At 72.4% G+C, this 17,972-nt stretch carries 20 protein-coding genes and 1 pseudogene; 7 read left to right on the forward strand and 14 right to left on the reverse strand.

Annotated features, from left to right (window positions below; genetic code table 11):
• Positions 1-145: 145 nt before the first annotated feature.
• Positions 146-1,048 (forward strand): GNAT family N-acetyltransferase, encoded by a 903-nt coding sequence (locus tag FHX32_RS06945; protein WP_167179955.1) that lies wholly within the window; start codon positions 146-148, stop codon positions 1,046-1,048.
• Positions 1,049-1,093: 45 nt separating this feature from the next.
• Here FHX32_RS06945 and FHX32_RS06950 read toward each other — a convergent pair.
• The 3 genes and pseudogenes from FHX32_RS06950 to FHX32_RS06960 all read right to left on the reverse strand — a co-directional run.
• A pseudogene (locus tag FHX32_RS06950) lies at positions 1,094-1,219 on the reverse strand (alanyl-tRNA editing protein); the annotation flags it as partial.
• A 15-nt stretch (positions 1,220-1,234) separates the two neighbouring features.
• Positions 1,235-2,521 (reverse strand): MFS transporter, encoded by a 1,287-nt coding sequence (locus tag FHX32_RS06955; protein ID WP_486480945.1) that lies wholly within the window; start codon positions 2,519-2,521, stop codon positions 1,235-1,237.
• A gap of 7 nt (positions 2,522-2,528) precedes the next feature.
• The gene (locus FHX32_RS06960; protein ID WP_167179956.1) at positions 2,529-3,776 is read right to left on the reverse strand and encodes an aminotransferase class V-fold PLP-dependent enzyme; all 1,248 of its coding nucleotides are present in this window, start codon (positions 3,774-3,776) and stop codon (positions 2,529-2,531) included.
• Between FHX32_RS06960 and FHX32_RS06965 the strand changes: the two genes are divergently transcribed.
• Positions 3,775-5,196: an aminotransferase-like domain-containing protein gene (locus tag FHX32_RS06965; RefSeq protein WP_167179957.1), complete on the forward strand. Its 1,422-nt coding sequence runs from the start codon at positions 3,775-3,777 to the stop codon at positions 5,194-5,196. The genes FHX32_RS06960 and FHX32_RS06965 overlap by 2 nt on opposite strands.
• A gap of 215 nt (positions 5,197-5,411) precedes the next feature.
• Here FHX32_RS06965 and FHX32_RS06970 read toward each other — a convergent pair whose 3' ends face one another.
• The 5 genes from FHX32_RS06970 to FHX32_RS06990 form a co-directional block, all read right to left on the reverse strand.
• Positions 5,412-6,149 (reverse strand): alanyl-tRNA editing protein, encoded by a 738-nt coding sequence (locus tag FHX32_RS06970; RefSeq protein ID WP_167179958.1) that lies wholly within the window; start codon positions 6,147-6,149, stop codon positions 5,412-5,414.
• An 11-nt stretch (positions 6,150-6,160) separates the two neighbouring features.
• Positions 6,161-7,048 (reverse strand): alpha/beta fold hydrolase, encoded by an 888-nt coding sequence (locus FHX32_RS06975; protein ID WP_167179959.1) that lies wholly within the window; start codon positions 7,046-7,048, stop codon positions 6,161-6,163.
• Positions 7,045-7,359: a DUF2516 family protein gene (locus FHX32_RS06980; RefSeq protein ID WP_167179960.1), complete on the reverse strand. Its 315-nt coding sequence runs from the start codon at positions 7,357-7,359 to the stop codon at positions 7,045-7,047. The genes FHX32_RS06975 and FHX32_RS06980 overlap by 4 nt, the downstream gene beginning before the upstream one ends.
• A 71-nt stretch (positions 7,360-7,430) precedes the next feature.
• The gene (locus FHX32_RS06985) at positions 7,431-8,126 is read right to left on the reverse strand and encodes a hypothetical protein (RefSeq protein WP_167179961.1); all 696 of its coding nucleotides are present in this window, start codon (positions 8,124-8,126) and stop codon (positions 7,431-7,433) included.
• Positions 8,123-8,725, reverse strand: a complete 603-nt coding sequence (locus tag FHX32_RS06990) for a helix-turn-helix domain-containing protein (RefSeq protein ID WP_167179962.1) — start codon at positions 8,723-8,725, stop codon at positions 8,123-8,125. Before FHX32_RS06990 ends, FHX32_RS06985 begins: the two co-directional genes overlap by 4 nt.
• 110 nt (positions 8,726-8,835) lie before the next feature.
• Between FHX32_RS06990 and FHX32_RS06995 the strand changes: the two genes are divergently transcribed.
• Positions 8,836-9,633, forward strand: a complete 798-nt coding sequence (locus tag FHX32_RS06995; RefSeq protein WP_167179963.1) for an alpha/beta fold hydrolase — start codon at positions 8,836-8,838, stop codon at positions 9,631-9,633.
• Positions 9,634-9,693: 60 nt separating this feature from the next.
• On the opposite strand, the gene FHX32_RS07000 is transcribed toward FHX32_RS06995, so the two are convergent.
• The 4 genes from FHX32_RS07000 to FHX32_RS07015 form a co-directional block, all read right to left on the reverse strand.
• Positions 9,694-10,653, reverse strand: coding sequence for an asparaginase (locus tag FHX32_RS07000; RefSeq protein ID WP_167179964.1), 960 nt, complete (start codon positions 10,651-10,653; stop codon positions 9,694-9,696).
• A gap of 94 nt (positions 10,654-10,747) precedes the next feature.
• A complete protein-coding gene (locus FHX32_RS07005; RefSeq protein WP_167179965.1) occupies positions 10,748-11,590 on the reverse strand; it encodes a beta-keto acid cleavage family enzyme in 843 nt (280 codons plus the stop codon).
• A gap of 93 nt (positions 11,591-11,683) precedes the next feature.
• On the reverse strand, positions 11,684-12,796 hold the full coding sequence (ygfZ, locus tag FHX32_RS07010) for a CAF17-like 4Fe-4S cluster assembly/insertion protein YgfZ (RefSeq protein ID WP_167179966.1): 1,113 nt from the start codon (positions 12,794-12,796) through the stop codon (positions 11,684-11,686).
• Positions 12,793-13,221 (reverse strand): Fur family transcriptional regulator, encoded by a 429-nt coding sequence (locus FHX32_RS07015; RefSeq protein ID WP_088996240.1) that lies wholly within the window; start codon positions 13,219-13,221, stop codon positions 12,793-12,795. The genes ygfZ and FHX32_RS07015 overlap by 4 nt, the downstream gene beginning before the upstream one ends.
• Before the next feature lie 68 nt (positions 13,222-13,289).
• Between FHX32_RS07015 and FHX32_RS07020 the strand changes: the two genes are divergently transcribed.
• On the forward strand, positions 13,290-14,135 hold the full coding sequence (locus FHX32_RS07020) for an aminotransferase class IV (RefSeq protein ID WP_167179967.1): 846 nt from the start codon (positions 13,290-13,292) through the stop codon (positions 14,133-14,135).
• 84 nt (positions 14,136-14,219) lie between these two features.
• Here FHX32_RS07020 and FHX32_RS07025 read toward each other — a convergent pair whose 3' ends face one another.
• Together FHX32_RS07025 and mtfM are read right to left on the reverse strand one after the other, a co-directional pair.
• On the reverse strand, positions 14,220-14,813 hold the full coding sequence (locus FHX32_RS07025) for a heme-binding beta-barrel domain-containing protein (RefSeq protein ID WP_109898116.1): 594 nt from the start codon (positions 14,811-14,813) through the stop codon (positions 14,220-14,222).
• Between the two features lie 173 nt (positions 14,814-14,986).
• Complete coding sequence (gene mtfM / locus FHX32_RS34920) at positions 14,987-15,091, reverse strand: small membrane protein MtfM (protein WP_043966460.1); 105 nt, start codon at positions 15,089-15,091, stop codon at positions 14,987-14,989.
• A 23-nt stretch (positions 15,092-15,114) separates the two neighbouring features.
• Here mtfM and FHX32_RS07030 point away from each other — a divergent pair, with 23 nt between their 5' ends.
• Genes FHX32_RS07030 through FHX32_RS07040 form a run of 3 tightly spaced genes read left to right on the forward strand, consistent with a single transcriptional unit; the run spans position 15,115 to position 17,970 of the window.
• Positions 15,115-15,477, forward strand: a complete 363-nt coding sequence (locus tag FHX32_RS07030; protein WP_167179968.1) for a DsrE family protein — start codon at positions 15,115-15,117, stop codon at positions 15,475-15,477.
• A gap of 58 nt (positions 15,478-15,535) precedes the next feature.
• On the forward strand, positions 15,536-15,916 hold the full coding sequence (locus FHX32_RS07035) for an SCP2 sterol-binding domain-containing protein (RefSeq protein WP_167179969.1): 381 nt from the start codon (positions 15,536-15,538) through the stop codon (positions 15,914-15,916).
• On the forward strand, positions 15,913-17,970 hold the full coding sequence (locus FHX32_RS07040) for a glycogen debranching N-terminal domain-containing protein (protein WP_167179970.1): 2,058 nt from the start codon (positions 15,913-15,915) through the stop codon (positions 17,968-17,970). Before FHX32_RS07035 ends, FHX32_RS07040 begins: the two co-directional genes overlap by 4 nt.
• Positions 17,971-17,972 lie beyond the last annotated feature (2 nt).

The following is a 17,972-nucleotide window of genomic DNA, read 5'->3' on the forward strand; positions in this document are numbered from 1 at the left end:
GGCACGGGTGGGCTGCTAGCGTCCCGGGGCGCCCTCGTCGACGGGAAGGGAGGTGAGCACCGTGTCCACGACATCGCTGTGCTCCCGCCCGGTCACGAGGGCGACACGGTTCTGAGCCGGGAGCACGTCAACCCGGAAGGACCCCATGACCGACCTGGTCATCCGCCCGCTCACCGCGGGTGAGGAAGCACTGTTCGACTCCCTGCCGCACACCAAGCTGGTCGGGCGCGCGGCGTTCGGCGAGAACTACACCGACATGGCCGCCGACGGCCAGTACCGTCCCGAGTGGAGCTGGGTCGCCCTGCGCGACGGCGCCGTGGTGGCCCGGGCCGCCTGGTGGGGCGGGCCGGACGACGAATCGCCACTGGCGCTCGACTGGTTCGACTACACCGACCGCGCGGCGGCGGTCGAGCTGCTGCGAACCGCGCCGCTGCGGGCCGAGTACTCGCTCTCGCTGCCGCCCGGCTGGCGGGACGACCCCGCGGTCCGCGCGGAGGCGCAGGCCCGGATCGACGCCGCGGTCGACGCCGGCATGGCACCGCTGGTCGAGCGGTACCGGTACCGCTGGACGCCGGAGTGCGGGCTGCCGACCCGGCCGGGCCGGCTGGAGTTCCGCCCGGAACCCGACGACGACGTGATCCTCGACGTGCTGCGCCGGGTGGGCGAGGGAAGCCTCGACGCGCACACCCGGCACACCACCGCCGAGCACGGGCCCGACGCGGCGGCGCGGGAGGAACTCGACCTGCTGCGCTGGCTGCCGAGCCCGCGGGACTGGTGGCGGCTGGCCTGGACGCCCGACGGTGAACTGGTCGGCATCACCGTGCCGGCACGCAACCACAGCGACCCGATCGTCGGCTTCGTCGGAGTGCTCCCCGAGCAGCGCGGCCACGGGTACGCGTACGACCTGCTGGTCGAGGCCACCCACCTGCTCGTCGAGGCGGGGATGGAGGTGATCGTGGCGGCCACCGACCAGACCAACCACCCGATGGCCGCCGCCTTCGCCCGGGCCGGCTACCCGATCGAACGCGAACGCATCGACCTGGTGTGAGGTCGCGGCTCCCGGCACCGGTGTCCGGTGCCGGGAGTCACCCGCTCAGTCCGCCAGACGTACCCGGACCCGGCGGTTGCCCCGGCCCTTGCTCTCCACCTTGACCACCTGCACCTTGCCGATCTGCGCCGTCGAGGCGACGTGCGTGCCGCCGTCGGCCTGCACGTCCAGGCGTCCTTGTCTGTGCTATTTCGCCGTTGCCGCCGCCGGGAAGGCGCGCAGCCGGCGCACGGGTGATGCGACGAGCACGATCACCACGGCGGCCGAGGCGGTGGCCGCGACGGCCAGTGCTGCTTTGGCGCCGATCGCTCCGGTGAGTAGACCTGCCGTGAGTCCGCCGAGCGCTCCACCGCCGAAGAGCAGGGTGCGGAAGACGGCGGTCATCCGGCCCATCATCGATTGCGGGGTGACCGCCTGGCGGAGGCTGACGATGACGACGCCGGCCACGCCGAGCCCCAGGTACGTGGTGAAGAACGACAGCGCGCACAGCCCGACAGCCAGCGGTCGCGGACCGGCTGCCACGACGATCAGCGTCGGGCCGAGCAGCAGGGCTGACTGGGCGACGAGGTAGACCCGCCCGATGGGGAACCGTTGGATCACCTTGCGCGAGATGACCGCGCCGAGCAGCCCACCGACCGACGCCGTTGCGAAGACGCCACCAAGGATGGTCGAGCTCAGCTGCAGATCACGGGTGCCGTAGAGGAGGAACATCGTCCACACGGTGATCATCGAGAAATTGCAGCAAAAGCCGATTCCCGCAAGCCAGCGCAGGATGCGGCTGCCGATCACCCACCTAAGGCCGTCGCGCAACTCGGTCCTCAGGTGGCGGCGTTCGGCGGCCGGTGGTTGGGGTTCTCGGGTGCGTATCAGCAGAAGCATCACCAGCGAGACCAGATACGAGACGGCGTTCACGACAATGGCCACCGGCGCGGTCACCGCGCTGATCAGGGCCCCGGCAAGGCCCGGCCCGGCGATGTCGGCGGCCGAGGAGCTGATGCCCATCTTGGCGCTGGCCTCGACGTAGTGCCTAGGGCCACGAACGAGCGTGGGCACATACGACATCCAGCTCACGTCGAACAGCACCGAGGCGACACCGACAGCGCACGCGATGATCATCAGCGGAGCCATGCTCAGCGCGCCTGTCCAGTACAGCGCGGGCACCAGGGCCAGCAGCAGCATCCGGGCCAGGTTGGCGGCGAGCATGATCGGTCTACGCCGGGCACGGTCGACCCACACCCCGAACAGCACGGCGAGCCCGAGGTACGGGACGAGCTGCAGGAAGCGCAGCAGGCCGACCTGTTCGTCGGTGGCGCCGAAGGCGTTGATCGCAGTCAGTGGTAGGGCGAGGGTGGTGACCTGCGTACCGAGCAGGGAGATGCTCTCGCCGAACCAGAACTTGAGGAAGTCCCGGTTGTGCCACAAGCTTGCCGGTGGGCCGACCGATGCCTGGTCTGTCGTGTCCAGGGTCTGCACGACCTTGCTACCTTCCGTTGGTGCGCCGGCTGGCGGTGAGGTGGGCGACGGCATCGGCGACGGCATCGACCTCGTCCTCCGTGTTGTAGTAGTGCGGCGAGAGTCGCAGCGCCCAGGCGACGTCCTTGTCGGCGAAGTCGAACTGGGCGAAGTGCTGGTAACTGAGCGCCGAGTTGATGCGCTGTGAATCCAGGGCCTGCTTGAAGGGCACCGGTTCCCAGCCGGCGACGTCGAAGGTGACCAGCGCGGCGGGGTCCGGACCGCGGTCGAGCACGCGTACGCCGGGAATCTGCCTGAGCTGGTCGCGTAGCCGGGCGGCCAGGGCGGTAGTGCGCCGGGAGATCGGCTCGATGCCCACGCGCAGCGCGTAGCGGGTGGCCGCGGCGCTGCCGATGACGGCTGCGTAGGGGAACTCCCAGTCCTCGAACCGCGCCGCGGTGTCGACCGGGCGATAGGTGTCGGGACCGGTCCAGCGCGCGCCGTACATGTCGATGAACAACGGCTCGAAGCCGTCGCGCAGGATCCGGTCGGCGACGTAGAGGAAGCCGGTGCCGCGCGGTCCACGCAGGAACTTGCGGCAGGTGGCGGTCAGGAAGTCGCAGCCGATCTCGTCGACGTCGATCGGGTACTGGCCGACCGACTGGCAGGCATCGACCAGATACACCAGGTCCAGGTCCCGGCAGTGACGGCCGATCTCCGCGATGGGCTGGACCAGCCCGGAGTTGGTGGGGATGTGAGTTACCGCGACCAGCCGCGGACGCCGTGTTCGCATGAGCTGCGCCATCGCCTCGACGTCAACGCCGCTGCCGTCATTGTGGTCGGGTGCGTGCACGATCTCGATGCCGAACCGCTTCCGTAGCGACAGGAAGGCGATCTGGTTGGAGATGAAGTCGTTGCGGGTGGTGAGGATGACGTCACCGGGCTGGAACGGGATGGACGACAGCGCCCGGGTGTAGGCATCGGTGGCGCTGGCCGCGAAGGCGATCTCGCCCGGCTGGCCACCGATCAGCTCCGCGGTGGCGGCGTAGAAATCGCTGACCTCGGCGGCGCGGACGTCGGCGGCCTCGTAGCCGCCGATGCGCGCCTCCAGGTCCAGGTGCTCGACCATCGCCTGGTGTACCGGCCGGGCCAGCAGGCCGCAGCCGGCGTTGTTGAAGTGGATCACCGACTCGCAGCCGGGGGTGTCGGCCCGGAGGGCGCTGAGGTCGAGGAGCGCTTCTCCAGAGGAGACAATAGCGCTATCGTATTCTCTCATGTCCGAGAGTAGCACTATTGCCGTTCTGGTCTCCACGCTGCGGGCGGAGATCGCCCGCCTGGCACCCGGTGACCGACTGCCCAGCAATCGTGACCTCGTGCGTAGCCACAGCGTGAGCCCCGTGACGGTGGCGCGGGCAGTCGCGGCGCTGGCCGCCGAAGGCACAGTGGTGACCAAGCCCGGAAGCGGGACCTTCGTGGCTCCCCGCCGGTCGCGCACGACCCACGGCGCGGTTGACACGTCTTGGCAGACGGTCACGCTCGGCGACCGCAGCGTCGACGCCCGCACCGCCACCGACCTGCTCAGCCCGCCACCGGCGAGCACGATCACCCTGGCCGGCGGCTACCTGCACCGCTCCCTGCAGCCGACCAGAGCCCTGGGCGCGGCGCTGAGCCGGGCAGCCCGGCGACCCGACGCCTGGGACCGCGCACCAACCGCCGGACTGGAAGCACTGCGCTCACAGTTCGCCCGGCTTGCCAGCGCCGACGTCGACGCCGACGACGTGCTGATCACCAGCGGCGGACAAGACGCCCTCTCCATGGCGTTTCGATCCATCGCCGCGCCCGGCAGCCCGATCCTGGTCGAGTCGCCCACCTATCAAGGTGCCATCGCCGCCGCGCGCGCCGCCGGACTACGCCCCATACCCGTCCCGATCGACGCCCACGGCATCCGCCCCGACCTGCTCGCAGACGCGTTCGCGACGAACGGCGCCCGGCTGCTCTACTGCCAACCGACCTTCCACAACCCCACCGGCGCGGTTCTGCCACCCGAGCGCCGCCGCCAGGTCCTCGACATCGCCAGCGCCGCCGGGGCGTTCATTCTCGAAGACGACTTCGCACGACTGCTCGGCCACGGCGGACCGATGCCCCGCCCGCTGCTGGCCGACGACAACGACGGCACAGTGGTCTACCTGACCTCCCTGACCAAGCCCGCGTCACCGAGCCTGCGCATCGGCGCGCTGATAGCCCGCGGCCCCGTGGCCCACCGGCTGCGCGCGACCAGGCTCGTCGACGACTTCTTCCTCGCCCGACCGCTGCAGGAAGCCGCCGTCGAGTTGATCAACACACCGTCATGGGATCGGCACCTGCGCGGACTGGCCACCGCGCTGCGCGAGCGCTGCGCGGCCCTCGCCGCCGCAATCGCCACGGAGATTCCGGAATGGACGCTCTCCAGCGTCCCTGAGGGCGGCCTGCATCTGTGGGTACGCGTACCGGGACCCCTCCGGTCGGCTACCGCGATCGCCGATGCTGCTCTCGCCCGAGACGTCGCGGTCAGCGTCGGCAGCGGCTACTTTGCCGCCGAACCCACAGGGGCGCATCTACGTCTCGGCTTCGCGGCTACGGCCGACCTGGCCCAGCTATCCGAAGGCGTGCACCGACTGAAGAAGGCGACAAGACACTTGCATGGTGCCGATTCGTAAGCACCCGTCGCTGGCCAGCACATCACGCTCCAACCCTGGGCCGATGCCCCCTCCCGCAACCGGCCGGAATGCTCCCATCGATCTGGGACGCTCAGTGGTGGCCCAACGTAACGATCCGCCTGTTCGGCACCGCCTGGCGGGCCAGGCGATCGTTGCTGGGCACCCGGGCGTAGAGCAGTCCCGTTGTTCATGCGAGTCGGGTTCGGTGGTGGTCGTCAGTCCGCCAGGCGTACCCGGACCCGGCGGTTGGCCCGGCCCTTGCTCTCCACCTTGACCACCTGCACCTTGCCGATCTGCGCCGTCGAGGCGACGTGCGTGCCGCCGTCGGCCTGCACGTCCAGGCCGACGATGTCGACGATCCGGACCTCCTGCTCGTCCGGCGGGATCAGGTTCGACTGGGTGCGGATGATGTCCGGCAGGGCGAGCGCCTCGGCCCGGGGCAGCACCCGGACGGCCACCGCCCGGTCGGCCGCCACCTCGGCGTTGACCAGTTCCTCGATCCGGCTCTTGAAGTCCGGTGGCACCTCGGGCAGGTTGAAGTCCATCCGGGCCTCGCCCGGTTCCATGTTGCCGCCGGTGACCAGCGCCCCGAAGTCGCGGAAGACCACCCCGCAGAGCACGTGCAGGCCCGAGTGGGTACGCATCAGCCGGGTGCGGCGTTCGTCCTCCACCGCACCGGTCACCGTGCTGCCGGCCGGCGGCAGCGGGTCACCCTCGGCCGGGATCAGCCAGAGGTCGTCGCCCTTGCGGGTGCCGACGATCCTGGTCTGCACCCCCTGCCAGAGCAGTACGCCGTGGTCCGGCGGCTGGCCGCCGCCGCCCGGGTAGAACGCCGAGCGGTCCAGCACGATGCCCTGCTCCGGGTCGGCGTGCAGCACGGTGCACTGCCACTCGCGCAGGGTCGGGTCGACGAGGTCCAGCCGGTGTGTACGTCCGTGGTGTGTGACGCCCATGACAAAGCAGGTTACTCGTTGAGGAAGGCGGAGATCCGCGATCGCAGGTCGGCGCGTTCGGTCCAGAGCAGGCCGGGCCGGTCGTACACGTGCAGGGTGGCCGCCGGCAGCGCGGCCGCGAGCTGCTCGGCCACCTCCACCGGGTGCAGGTCGTCGCCGGCGCAGCCGATCACCAGGGCCGGTGCGGTCACCGCGGCCAGCGCCCCGGCGTCGCGCAGCGGCACCTGCTCGGGCAGGCTGGCCAGCCCCGGCGCGAGCCCGTCGCGCAGCAGTTGGTCCAGTCGCTGGCGCAGGTATGCCCAGCCGGCCGGGGTGTTGCGCACGCCCGGGGGCAGCTCCACCGAGACCACCTCGGCGACCGCCGAGGCGTCGCCGCTCTCCACCGCGTCGAGCAGCGCGGTCAGCCGGGCCTGGGCGATCTCGCCGCGCGGCCGGTCGAGCACCGCCGGCAGGAAGAACACCAGCCGGTCGAAGCGCTCCGGGCTCTCGGCGAGCAGCCGGCAGAGCGCCCCCGCGCCGAGGCTCGCGCCGAAGGCCCGGGTGGCCCCGCCGAGGTCGGCGACGGCTCGCAGGTCGCGGGCGAGGTCGAGGTAGGTCCACGGACCGGGCGGCGCGTCGGAGCGGCCGTGCCCGCGGAACTGGAAGAAGAGCTTGCGGCCGGTGACACCGCTGCCGAACGGGCGGGTGGTGGCGATGCCGTTGCCCAGCCCGTGGGCGAACACGGTGACCGGGTCGCCGGCCCCGGTGACCAGCCGCTCCAGCCGTACGCCGTGCGGCGTGGCGACCAGCTCGGTCTCCGGTTCGGGCAGCGCCGGCCGCCCGGTACGCGGGCCGCCCGGCCCCGGGCCCCAGGTGCGCGGCCCGCCGTCCGGCGGTGGTGGCCAGCGGAAACCTCTCACCAGAACCCTTTGCCGTCGCTCAGGTCGCGCAGCCCGACCCGGACGTCGAGCAGGTAGATCAGCGCGGCCGCGATGCCGATCAGTCCGAAGAGGCTGATCGGGCCGAACCCGAGCAGGGTCAGCACCAGGCAGACCGCCAGGATGGCGACCCAGCCGCCCTTGGGCAGCGTGCCGATGGCGGGGAAGGCGTCGGATCGCTGGGTGATGGCGTGCACCAGCGCGACGCCCTGGATGATCAGCGCGAAGACGAGCAGGATCAGCTCGATCACGTAGCGGACTTCGAAGGCGAAGAGCGGCGCGGCGTTGGCCATGACGGCAAGCTTATGCCGGCGACCCCGGAAACGTCCGACAAGGACGCCTCCGGGGTCGCCGGCTCAGCGGATCACTCGGCGGCCGGGCGGGTCCGCTTCGTGGTCCGGGGCAGCTTCGCCGACGGGGTGGCGGCCGGCTTCACCGCCTTCGTGGTGGTCTTGCGGGCCCGGGTGGTGGTCTTCTTCGCCGCGGCCGGCTTGGCCTCGACGACCTCGGCCACCTCGGCCGGGGTGGGCACCTCGGCGACGACCGGCCCGGCCGGCTTCGCGGCGGCGGCCGGGTCGGCGGCTCCGGTCGCCTCGATGTCGGCGTTCACCGTGTCGGCGGCCTCCAGCACGCCGGCGCCGACCACCCGCTCGCCCCGGGCGACCAGCGCGCCGTACGCGGCGAGCGCCCGCTCCTGAGCGGCCTGGGCGCCCGCCAGCACGACGGCCGCGTTGCGGGTGGCCACCGCGCGCAGCCGGTCCAGGTCGGCGACCTCGCGCAGCTTGTTCAGGTCGGCCGCCTCCCGCAGCTTGTGCAGGTCGGCCGGGGCCTTCTCGCGCAGGTTGCCGGCGGTCTGGTTCGCGGTGCGCAGCCTCTCGTTGGCCTTCTGGCGCAGCTCGACGCCGGTGACGACGGCCTTGCCACCGAGGTCGGCGACGACCTTGGTGCCGAGGTCGCTGACCACGGCGGGGAGCTTGCGCAGCTGCTGGAGGGCCAGCTCGCCGGCGCCGGCGGCGGCGTAGATCGGGGCCGGGATGCGGTTGGTCTTCGGCTGGGTCATGACTTCTCCTCTTCGGCCGCCTCGGCGGCCTTCTTCGCGGGGGTCGGTGCGGGAGCGGCGCCGGCCTCGGTGACGGCGACCGACTCGAGCACGGCCTCGGTCGGCGTGCCCGCTTCGGTGGTGGGACCGGTGACGGTCGGGTTGACCAGGGCGGGCGCCTCCTCGGCGGACCCGGGTGCGGACGGCCGCGGCGCCTCGGTTTGCTCCGCCGCCGGGGGCTGGTGGGCAGTCTCCGCCGCGGCCGTCGCCTCGGCGAGCCGCGCGTTCTCCCGGCGGAACGTCTCGTAGATCTGGCTGAGCGACTGCTTCTGCGCCATCGTCAGGTCGGGGTCGACGGCGATGGCCGCGAGCACCCCCTGACCCTCCTTGTCGTCGAGCAGCCCGGCCCGCAGGTACATCGCCGGGGTGGAGACCCGCAGCGCGCTGGCCAGCTGCTGGAGCACCTCGGCGCTGGGCTTGCGCAGGCCGCGCTCGATCTGACTGAGGTACGGGTTGCTGACCCCCGCCTGCTCGGCGAGCTGCCGGAGCGAGATCTTCGCGTTGCGGCGCAGGTCGCGAATGAACCCGCCGACGTCGGGAAGGTCCTTGGGTGTGGCCATACCCCGACGCTAGCCCGCCCTGCTAACTCCTGCAAGCAAAGTGCTAACCAGAGTTAGCGAGGTCTCAGTAGACGGTTGCGTCCGGGACGCCCCGTGCGTACGGTCCTCCGGTGAGCAAGATCGAGGTGAACGGCGCCCAGCTCGTGTACGACGAGGTGGGCAGTGGTACGCCGGTGGTGCTGCTGCACGCCGGCATCGCCGACCGGCGGATGTGGCGCGAGCAGGTCGGCGCGCTGGCCGGACGGCACCGGGTGATCGCGCTCGACCTGCGCGGCTACGGCGACTCCGAACTGCCGCCCGCCTCGTTCGCCCACCACGACGACCTGGTCGGGTTGCTGGACGCGCTCGGCGTGCCGCAGGCCGCCCTGGTCGGCTGCTCCTTCGGCGGGGCGGTGGCGGTCGACACCGCGCTGGCCCACCCGGAGCGGGTCACGGCGCTCGCCCTGTTCGGCACCGCGATCTCCGGCCACGAATGGTCCGAGCAGGCCAACGAGCTCTGGGACCAGCTGGTGGGCGAGGTCGACCAGGAGGACTTCGCGGCCAGCGCCGCCGCCGAGGTGCGGTTCTGGGTGGTCGGCCCCGGCCGGAGCCCCGAGCAGGTGGACCCGGAGCTGCTCGCCTTCGCCCGGGAGATGGACCAGCGCGCCCTCGCCGCCGAGCTGGCGCTGAGCGCGGTGGACGTGGCCGAGTTGGACCCGCCGGCCATCGGCCGCCTCGGCGAGCTGCGGATGCCCGTCCTGGTCACCGCCGGCGCGGCCGACGTGCCGGACATCAGCCGGCTCGCCGACCGGATCGCCGCCGAGGCACCCGACGCGGTACGGCTGCCCGACGTGCCGGACGCCGCCCACCTGCTCCCGCTGGAACGGCCGGAGCCGGTCAACGCCGCCCTGCTCGACTTCCTGCGCTGAGCCGGTCGCCGGTCACCAGGCCGGGCGGACCCGTCGCCTCCGCCGTGGGCGCCCTGCCGGTCACCAGACCGGGCGGACCGCGCCGACCGGGACGCCGCCGCCGAAGAGCGGCAGTTCGGCGTACTCGGTCAGCACCGGCGCGGCCACGCCGAGCCGGCGCAGCGCGGAGACCAGCACCGGCATCCGGGCCCGGCCCGCGCCGTCGTCGATCTTCACGGCGACCGCCCCGACGCCCGGCAGCGCCGCCGCGACCACCCCTTCGGCGCCCACCTTGGCCAGCAGGCCGGGGATCCCGCGCATCAGCCGGGTGTCGTCCGCCTCGGTGCCGCCGACCAGCTCCGGGTGGGCGCGCATCGCATCGACCACCGTCCGGGGCACCGAGCCGGGCTCCGCCGAGACCAGCCGCAGGTACGCCCCGGCCAGCCCGGTCAGCGATACCGCGAGCACCGGCGCTCCGCAGCCGTCCACCCCGACCGCCGCCGCCCGCTCGCCGGTGAACTCCTCGATCGCGTCCCGCAGCCGCTGCTGCAACGGGTGTTCCGGGCGCCAGTAGCCGTCCCGCGCCCAGCCGGCGGCACCGCAGGTCAGCAGCATCCCGCTGTGCTTGCCGGAGCAGTTCATCTGGATCCGGCTGGGCCCGCCGCCGGCGCGCAGCACGGCGGCCCGGGCCGCCTCGCCGACCGGCAGGTCCGGCGGGCAGTGCAGCGCCGACTCGTCCAGGCCGGCCCGGGCCAGCAGCGCGCCGACCCGGGCCAGATGGAACTCCTCACCGGCGTGGCTGGCCGAGACCAGCGCCAGGTCGGCCGGATCGGTCAGCGGCAGACCGGCGCGGAGCATCCCGACCGCCTGCATCGGCTTGTTCGCCGAGCGGGGGAAGACCGGTGAGGTCACATCCCCCGTACCGGCCGCGGTCGCCCCGGTCGCGTCGAGCACCACCACCGAGCCGCGGTGCACGCCCTCCACGAAACCGGACCGGACCACCTCGGCGAGCGGCGCGCCGCCCTCGTACGTCTTTCCCACAGGGTGGACGGTACCGACGGTCGGGCGACCGTGGGCGGCGGGGTGACCAGGTCGTCCGCGCTGCCGGGTACAGGAGCGGTGGCGAGCCCGCCGCTTACCGGCCGGCGGTCGGCACGCCGAGCAGTTCGCGGGCCTGCGCGGTGGTCAGCGGCGGGCGCTGGGCGAGCTGGGCGAAGCCGACCGCCCGGGCGACGAGCTGCATGTTGGACTCCACCGGGCTGCCCTTGGCGTACGTGACGGTGTCCTCCATGCCGACCCGCAGGTGCCCACCGGTGGACAGCGAGGCCAGCATCACCGGGATGGTGCTGCGGCCGATGCCGGTGGCCGAGAAGGTGGTGCCCTCGGGCAGGTCGCGCAGCGCCTGGCGGCAGGCGACCAGCGCCTCGGTGGTGCCCGGCATGCCGCCCGGCACGCCCATCACGAAGTCGACGTGCACGTGCCCGCCGGCCGGCAGGCCGTACTTGCCGAGCAGGCGCTGCAGCGCGGTCAGGTGGCCGAGGTCGAAGATCTCGTACTCGGGCACGACGCCCCGCTCCTGCATCCGGGTGTGCAGGTCGACGATGAACTCCCAACGGTTGAGGAAGACGTCGTCGCCGAAGTTGACGGTGCCCATGGTGCAGGAGGCCATGTCGGGGCCGGCGTCGAGGACGGCGAGCCGGTCGGCCTCCGGGTCGGTCACCGCGCCGCCCGAGGAGAGCTGCACCACCAGGTCGGTGCTCTCCCGCAGCGCCGCCACCGTCTCGCGCAGGCGACCCTGGTCCAGGGTGGGCTTCGCCTCGTCGTCGCGGATGTGGACGTGGATCACGGCGGCGCCGAGCGCCTCGCACTCCTTGGCGGTCAGCAGCAACTCGTCCAGGGTGACCGGCAGCGCCGGCACCTCCGCCTTCGCCGACTCCGCGCCGGTGGGGGCAACCGTGATCAACGTCCCTGTCGTCATGTCGGGATCCTAGACCGCGGCTCCGAACCCAGTCGACCGGAACTTTTCCGGCGCTGGCGTCGCCAACGGGAGATCTTTTCGCCGTCAGGTGCCTCAGACCGGATCGATCGCGGCGGCGGTCTCCCCGATCAGCAACCGGGCGTCGTCCGGGACGTTCCGCTTGAGCACCGCGAGGGCGACCTGGCCCAACTCGTGGTGGTGCACCGCGGTGCCGACGAAGCCCACCGTGCGGCCGTCCAGGCTCACCGGCGTACCGGCGGCCGGCGGCTGGTCGGTGGTCACCCCGTCCAGGTGCAGCAGGACGAGCCGGCGCGGCGGGCGGCCCAGGTTGTGCACCCGGGCCACCGTCTCCTGGCCCCGGTAGCAGCCCTTCTCCAGGTGTACGGCCGGGCCGATCAGGTCCACCTCGGCCGGGATGGTCCGGTGGTCGGTGTCCACCCCCACCCGGGCCCGCCGGGCGGCCACCCGGATCGCCTCGTACGCCCAGAGCCCGACCGGCGGCACCCCGGCGCCGCGCAGTTCCGCGACCACCTGTTCCATGGCGGCCCGGGGTACCAGCAGGTCCACCCCGAGCGGGCCGCGCCGGGCCCACCCGCCGACCGGCAGCGGCCGGACGTCGTACAGCGCGGTGGGCCGGGGCGGCACGGTGCCGGAACGGAACTTCGGGCCCGGCACCGCGACCACGTCCGGCTCGGCCAGCCCGGTCACGCCGAGCGTGGCCAGGGCGTCGGGCGCCGCCGGCCCGACCAGCGAGAGCAGCGCGTGGTCGGGGGTCGCGTCGCGCGGCTCGACCCGGCTGAAGAACCGCATCTTCTCCAGGTACGACAGCAGGCCCTCGGTGGCCCCCGGCTCGGTGTCCAGCCAAGTGGTCTCGCCGTCCTCGGTCACCATGGCGTGCTGCTCGACGTGCCCGTGCGGGGAGAGCACCAGCAACTCGGTGCCCTGGTAGGGGGTCAACTGCGCCAGGTGCTGGGTGGTGAGGGTGTTCAGCCAGCCGATCCGTTCCTCGCCCGGCACCGCGACGATCCCCCGGTGCGAGCGGTCGACCAAGCCGACCGCGGTGTCCAGCGTCCGCTGCTCCCGCATCGGGTCGCCATAATGCGCGGCCACCCCCCGGACGCCCGCCGCGGCGTGCGCCGGCTCGGGCTGGTCCCGGCTGGCCTCGTCGATGCTCTCGACGGCCACCGCTCCCGCGATGTCGATCATTCCTGGTCCCCGTTCTGACAGCGGCCGCAGACTCCGAAGAGTGACACATGCCCGATGTCCACGCCGAACCCGCGCTGGCTCGCCAACTGGTCGGCCAGCGGGCGGAGCAGCTCGGGGTCGATCTCGTCGATCGCGCCGCACTCCCGGCAGACCAGGTGGACGTGCTGGTCCTCGCCGGCGGCGTGGTAGGTCGGCGAGCCGTGCGAGAGGTGGGTGTGGGTCACCAGGCCGAGCCGTTCCAACAGCTCCAACGTGCGGTAGATGGTGGTGATGTTGACCCCGGCCGCCACCTCCCGGACCGCGTTGTGCACCTGTTCCGGGGTGGCGTGCCCCAGGTCCAGCACCGCCTGGAGGACCAGCTGCCGCTGCGCCGTCAGCCGCAGCCCACGGGCCCGGAGCAGTTCCGCGAGGGAGGATTCGGACACCGTTCGATCATAGTTCGGCAATCGCGCCGACCCCCGTTCCGGCGGGCACGCGGTTACGCTCGGCGGTCATGGCGTCGAGGATCGCGGTGCTCGGGCGGGGACTCGTTCCGGCCGGGGAGCCGGTGCTGCGCGGTGACGACCTGGGCGTGCTGCGCGGCGACGGGCTCTTCGAGACGATGCACCTGCGCGGCGGCCGGCCCTGGCTGCGCGACGAGCACCTCACCCGGATGGCCCGCGCGGCGGCGGCCGTGGAGCTGGCGCTGCCGCCCGCCGCGGCACTGGTCGAGCTGCTGGACACCATCTGCGCCGGCTGGCCCGCCGAGGTGGAGGGCGCACTGCGGCTGGTCTGCACCCGGGGCCCGGAGGACGGCGGGCCGCCGACCGTCTACGCCACGCTGGCCGAGGTGCCGGCCGCCGCCCGGGCCGCCCGCCGGGACGGGATCAGCGTGGCGACGCTGCCGCTCGGCGTGCCGGCGGTGGCCCGGACCGGCCTGGACTGGCTGCCCGCCGGGATCAAGTCGACGTCGTACGCGGTGAGCACCGCGGCCCGCCGCTGGGCACGACGGGCCGGCGTGGACGACGTGCTCTGGGTCTCCAGCGACGGGTACGCCCTGGAGGGGCCCACCGCCAACGTGGTCTGGCTGGCCGGCGACACGCTCTGCACGGTGCCCGCCGCCGACACCGGCATCCTGCCCGGCACCACCGCCGCCTGGCTGCTCGGGCACGCCCACGAGCTGGGTCTGGCGGCGGCCGAACGGCTGGTCACCCCGGCCGAACTGGCCGCCGCCGACGGCGTCTGGTTCACCTCGTCGGTGCGCGGCCTCACCCACCTGCGCAACCTCGACGACACCGACCTCCCCGACTCCCCCCTGACCCCCCGCCTCCACGCCCTCCTGTCCTTCCCGCTCCCCTGAAAACCCGTCGATCACGACGTTGTTGCCGCGACACGCCGAGGCGGATGGCACAACTTCATGATCATCGGGGAGTGTCCCGGGAGGTCAGCCGGCTACGCGGGTGAGGCGGGCGGAGAGGTGGGGGGAGAGGCCGTGGCCGACGGCGGCCATCTCCTGGGCGTAGAGCAGGGCGCCCTCGACGATGCCGAAGAGCCGGTGGCCGGCGGTGACCTCCTTGGCGGTGGCCGTCCGCACCACCGCGTCGGTGACGAACTCCACCTGGGTGCCGGTACGCCGGCCCAGGTAGAGCTCCATCACGCCGGTCGGCGTGGTCATCAACGCCTCCAGCTCGTCGGTGGCCCGGTCGTCCTTGAGGACCGGGCGCCACCAGCCGACCTCACGACCGGCCGGCCGGACCGGCCTGCTCTGCTCGTCGAGGATCCACGCCCGGGACTCGTAGAACAGGAACGGCCGGCCGTCGTGGCTGATCCGGATCTCCTGCGCGAAGTCGAAGTCCTCGATGGTGGGGAAGCCGCCCCGACCCCGGCCGCGCCACACCCCGATGTACGGCAGCAGGCCGTCCAGCGTGGGATGCAGCTTCGGGCCGACCCGCAGGTCGTGGCTCTCCTCATACGGGTAGGGGTCGACCGGCGGCGCGTTCAGCCACGGCGGCGGCTGCAGCGGGTTCTCGTCGCTCACCGGGCCACCTTCGTTCGCGACTGCGGGGCTCGCAAACCCGGCTCACTCCTCGCGCTCACCGGGCCACCTTCGTTCGCGACTGCGGGGCTCGCAAACCCGGCTCACTCCTCGCGCTCACCGGGCCACCTTCGTTCGCGACTGCGGGGCTCGCAAACCCGGCTCACTCCTCGCGCTCACCAACGTCCTCTCGATATGCGTACGGCGACGTAGACCAGGCCACCGGCGAGCGCGCCCAGGCCGGCGACCAGCAGGCTGACGAACCCGATCTCGGTGACCATCCCGACCATCCTATGCTGGCGACATGGCCCGCACTCTCGTCGTCAAGGCCACCGCCGGCGCGGACGCTCCGGAACGGTGCGCCCAGGCCTTCACGGTCGCCGCCACCGCGGCCGCCGCCGGGGTGGACGTGTCGCTCTGGCTGACCGGCGAGTCGACCTGGTTCGCGCTGCCGGGGCGGGCGCAGGAGTTCGAGCTGCCGCACTCGGCGCCGCTGGCCGAGCTGCTGCACGTGATCCTCACCACCGGCACGGTCACCGCGTGCACCCAGTGCGCCGCCCGCCGGGACATCGGCCCCGGCGACGTGCTGCCGGGCGTACGGATCGCGGGCGCGGCGGTCTTCGTCGAGGAGACGATGGCCGAGGGGGCGCAGGCGCTGGTCTACTGACCCGCGAACGCGGCGCGATACCGGCCCGACAAGTCGGACCAATGCCTACGATTCGGTTGTGGGCGAGGCGACCGAGCGATTCTTCGAAGCACTGCCGGCGCGCGCCCCGGAGATCCTCCGTGGCCTGATCAGCGGCACCCTCCAGATCGAACTGGTCGACGGCGACCGGACCGACCACTGGCTGGTGCGGATGCGGCCGGGCGCGATCGAGGTGAGTCGGGAGCGGGGTCCGGCCGACGCCATCTGGTACAGCAGCGAGAACCTCTTCGACCGGCTGGTCACCGGCCGCGCCCAGGGCGTCGCCGCGGTGCTGCGCAACGAGAGCACGTTCAGCGGCAACGTGGTCCTCTTCCTGGCCTTCCGGCGGTTCTTCCCCACCCCGCCCGGCACCCGGGATCCTCGGGACGTCGCCCGCGAGCAGGCCGGACGGCGCACGTGAGGTCGCTGGTCAGCATCCTGGACGGCAACACCTTCCTGGTCAGCGACCGCCGGGGAGACATCGAGCCCTCCCTCGACTACCCCACCGGCCTCTTCTCCTTCGACACCCGGTTCCTCTCCACCTGGCGGCTCACCCTCGACGGCGAACGGCTGCACGCGCTCTCCGTCGACGACGCCGAGTCCTACCGCACCCGCTTCTTTCTGGTGCCCGGTGACCCGACGCACTACCTCGACGCGAAGGTCTCGGTGATCCGCAGCCGGGCGATCGGCACCAGCATGGAGGAGGAGTTGACCGTGATCAACCACGCCGGACGCGAGATGGAGTTCGCCGTCCGGGTGGACATGGGGGCGGACTTCGCGGATCTGTTCGAGATCAAGAACGTACGGCAGAAGCGCGGCCGCATCACCGCCTCGGCCGGCGAGAAGGAACTGCGGTTGAGCTACCGCCGGGAAGCCTTCCACCGGGAGACGGTGATCACCACCACCGCGCCGGGACAGCTCGACGTCTCGGGCATGACCTTCCGGATCCGGATCGGGCCGCACGACGAGTGGACCACCCGGCTGTACGTGAACACCATCGTGTACGGGGCGCGCGGCGAGGACATCCGGGCCAACCTGCCGCTGTACCGCGGCAGCCGCGGCGTGGCCGCGATCGAGACCGAGCAGAACGAACTGATCAACCAGGCTCCCAAGCTCGGCTGCGACTGCGAGCCGCTGGCCGGCGCGTACCGGCGCAGCCTGAACGACATCTCGGCGCTGCGCTACGAGTCGATCGCGCTCGGCGTCCGGCTGCTGGCCGCCGGGCTGCCCTGGTTCATGACCCTGTTCGGCCGGGACAGCATCATCACCTCGCTCCAGTTGCTGCCGTACCTGCCGGAGCTGGTCCCGCCGACCGCCCTGATCCTGGCCGGTCTGCAGGGCTACCGGCTGGACGACTTCCGCGACGAGGAACCCGGCAAAATCCTGCACGAGCTGCGCTACGGCGAGATGGCCGGCTTCGAGGAGCAGCCGCACTCCCCGTACTACGGCAGCGCCGACTCGACCCCGCTCTTCGTGATCCTGCTCGACGAGTACGAGCGGTGGACCGGCGACGTGCGGCTGGTGAAGCAACTGGAGCCGGCTGCCCGGGCCGCGCTGCAGTGGATCGACACGTACGGGGACCTGCTCGGTACCGGCTACATCTGGTACCAGACCCGCAACCCGGAGACCGGCCTGCAGAACCAGTGCTGGAAGGACTCCTGGGACGCCATCTCCTACGCCGACGGCCGGCTGCCGGGCTTTCCCCGGGCCACCTGCGAGCTACAGGGGTACGCGTACGACGCGAAGATGCGCGGCGCCCGGCTGGCCCGCGCCGTCTGGGGCGACCCGGTGTACGCCGACCGGCTGGAACGCGAGGCGGCCGCGCTGAAGCAGCGGTTCAACCGGGACTTCTGGATCCCGGAGAAGGAGTACTACGCGCTCGCCCTAGACGCCGACGGCCGGCACGTCGACGCGCTCAGCTCCAACATCGGGCACCTGCTGTGGAGCGGCATCGTCGACGAGTCGCGGGCCGGCCGGATCGCCCAACACCTGCTCGGGCCGCGGCTCTTCTCCGGCTGGGGCGTCCGTACCCTCGCCGACGACCAGGGCCTCTACAACCCGATCGGCTACCACGTCGGCACCGTGTGGCCGTTCGACAACTCGATCATCGCCTGGGGGCTGTGGCGGTACGGGTTCCGGGACGAGGCCGGGCGGATCTGCGAGTCCATGCTGGCCGCCTCCCGGTACTTCGGCGGGCGGCTGCCGGAGGCCTTCGCCGGCTACGAGCGCGACCTCACCCAGTACCCGGTGGAGTATCCGACCGCGTGCAGCCCGCAGGCCTGGTCGACCGGCACCCCACTGCTGCTGCTGCGGGTCATGCTGGGCCTGGAGCCGCAGGGCGAGCACCTGATCATCGACCCGGCCCTGCCGAAGGGGATGGGTCGGGTCGAGCTGCTCGACATCCCCGGCCGCTGGGGACGGGTGGACGCGCTGGGCCGCAGCCGCATCCCGCACGACGGCGCGCACGACCGCTGACC

The organism is Micromonospora sp. CNZ280, assembly GCF_011759515.1.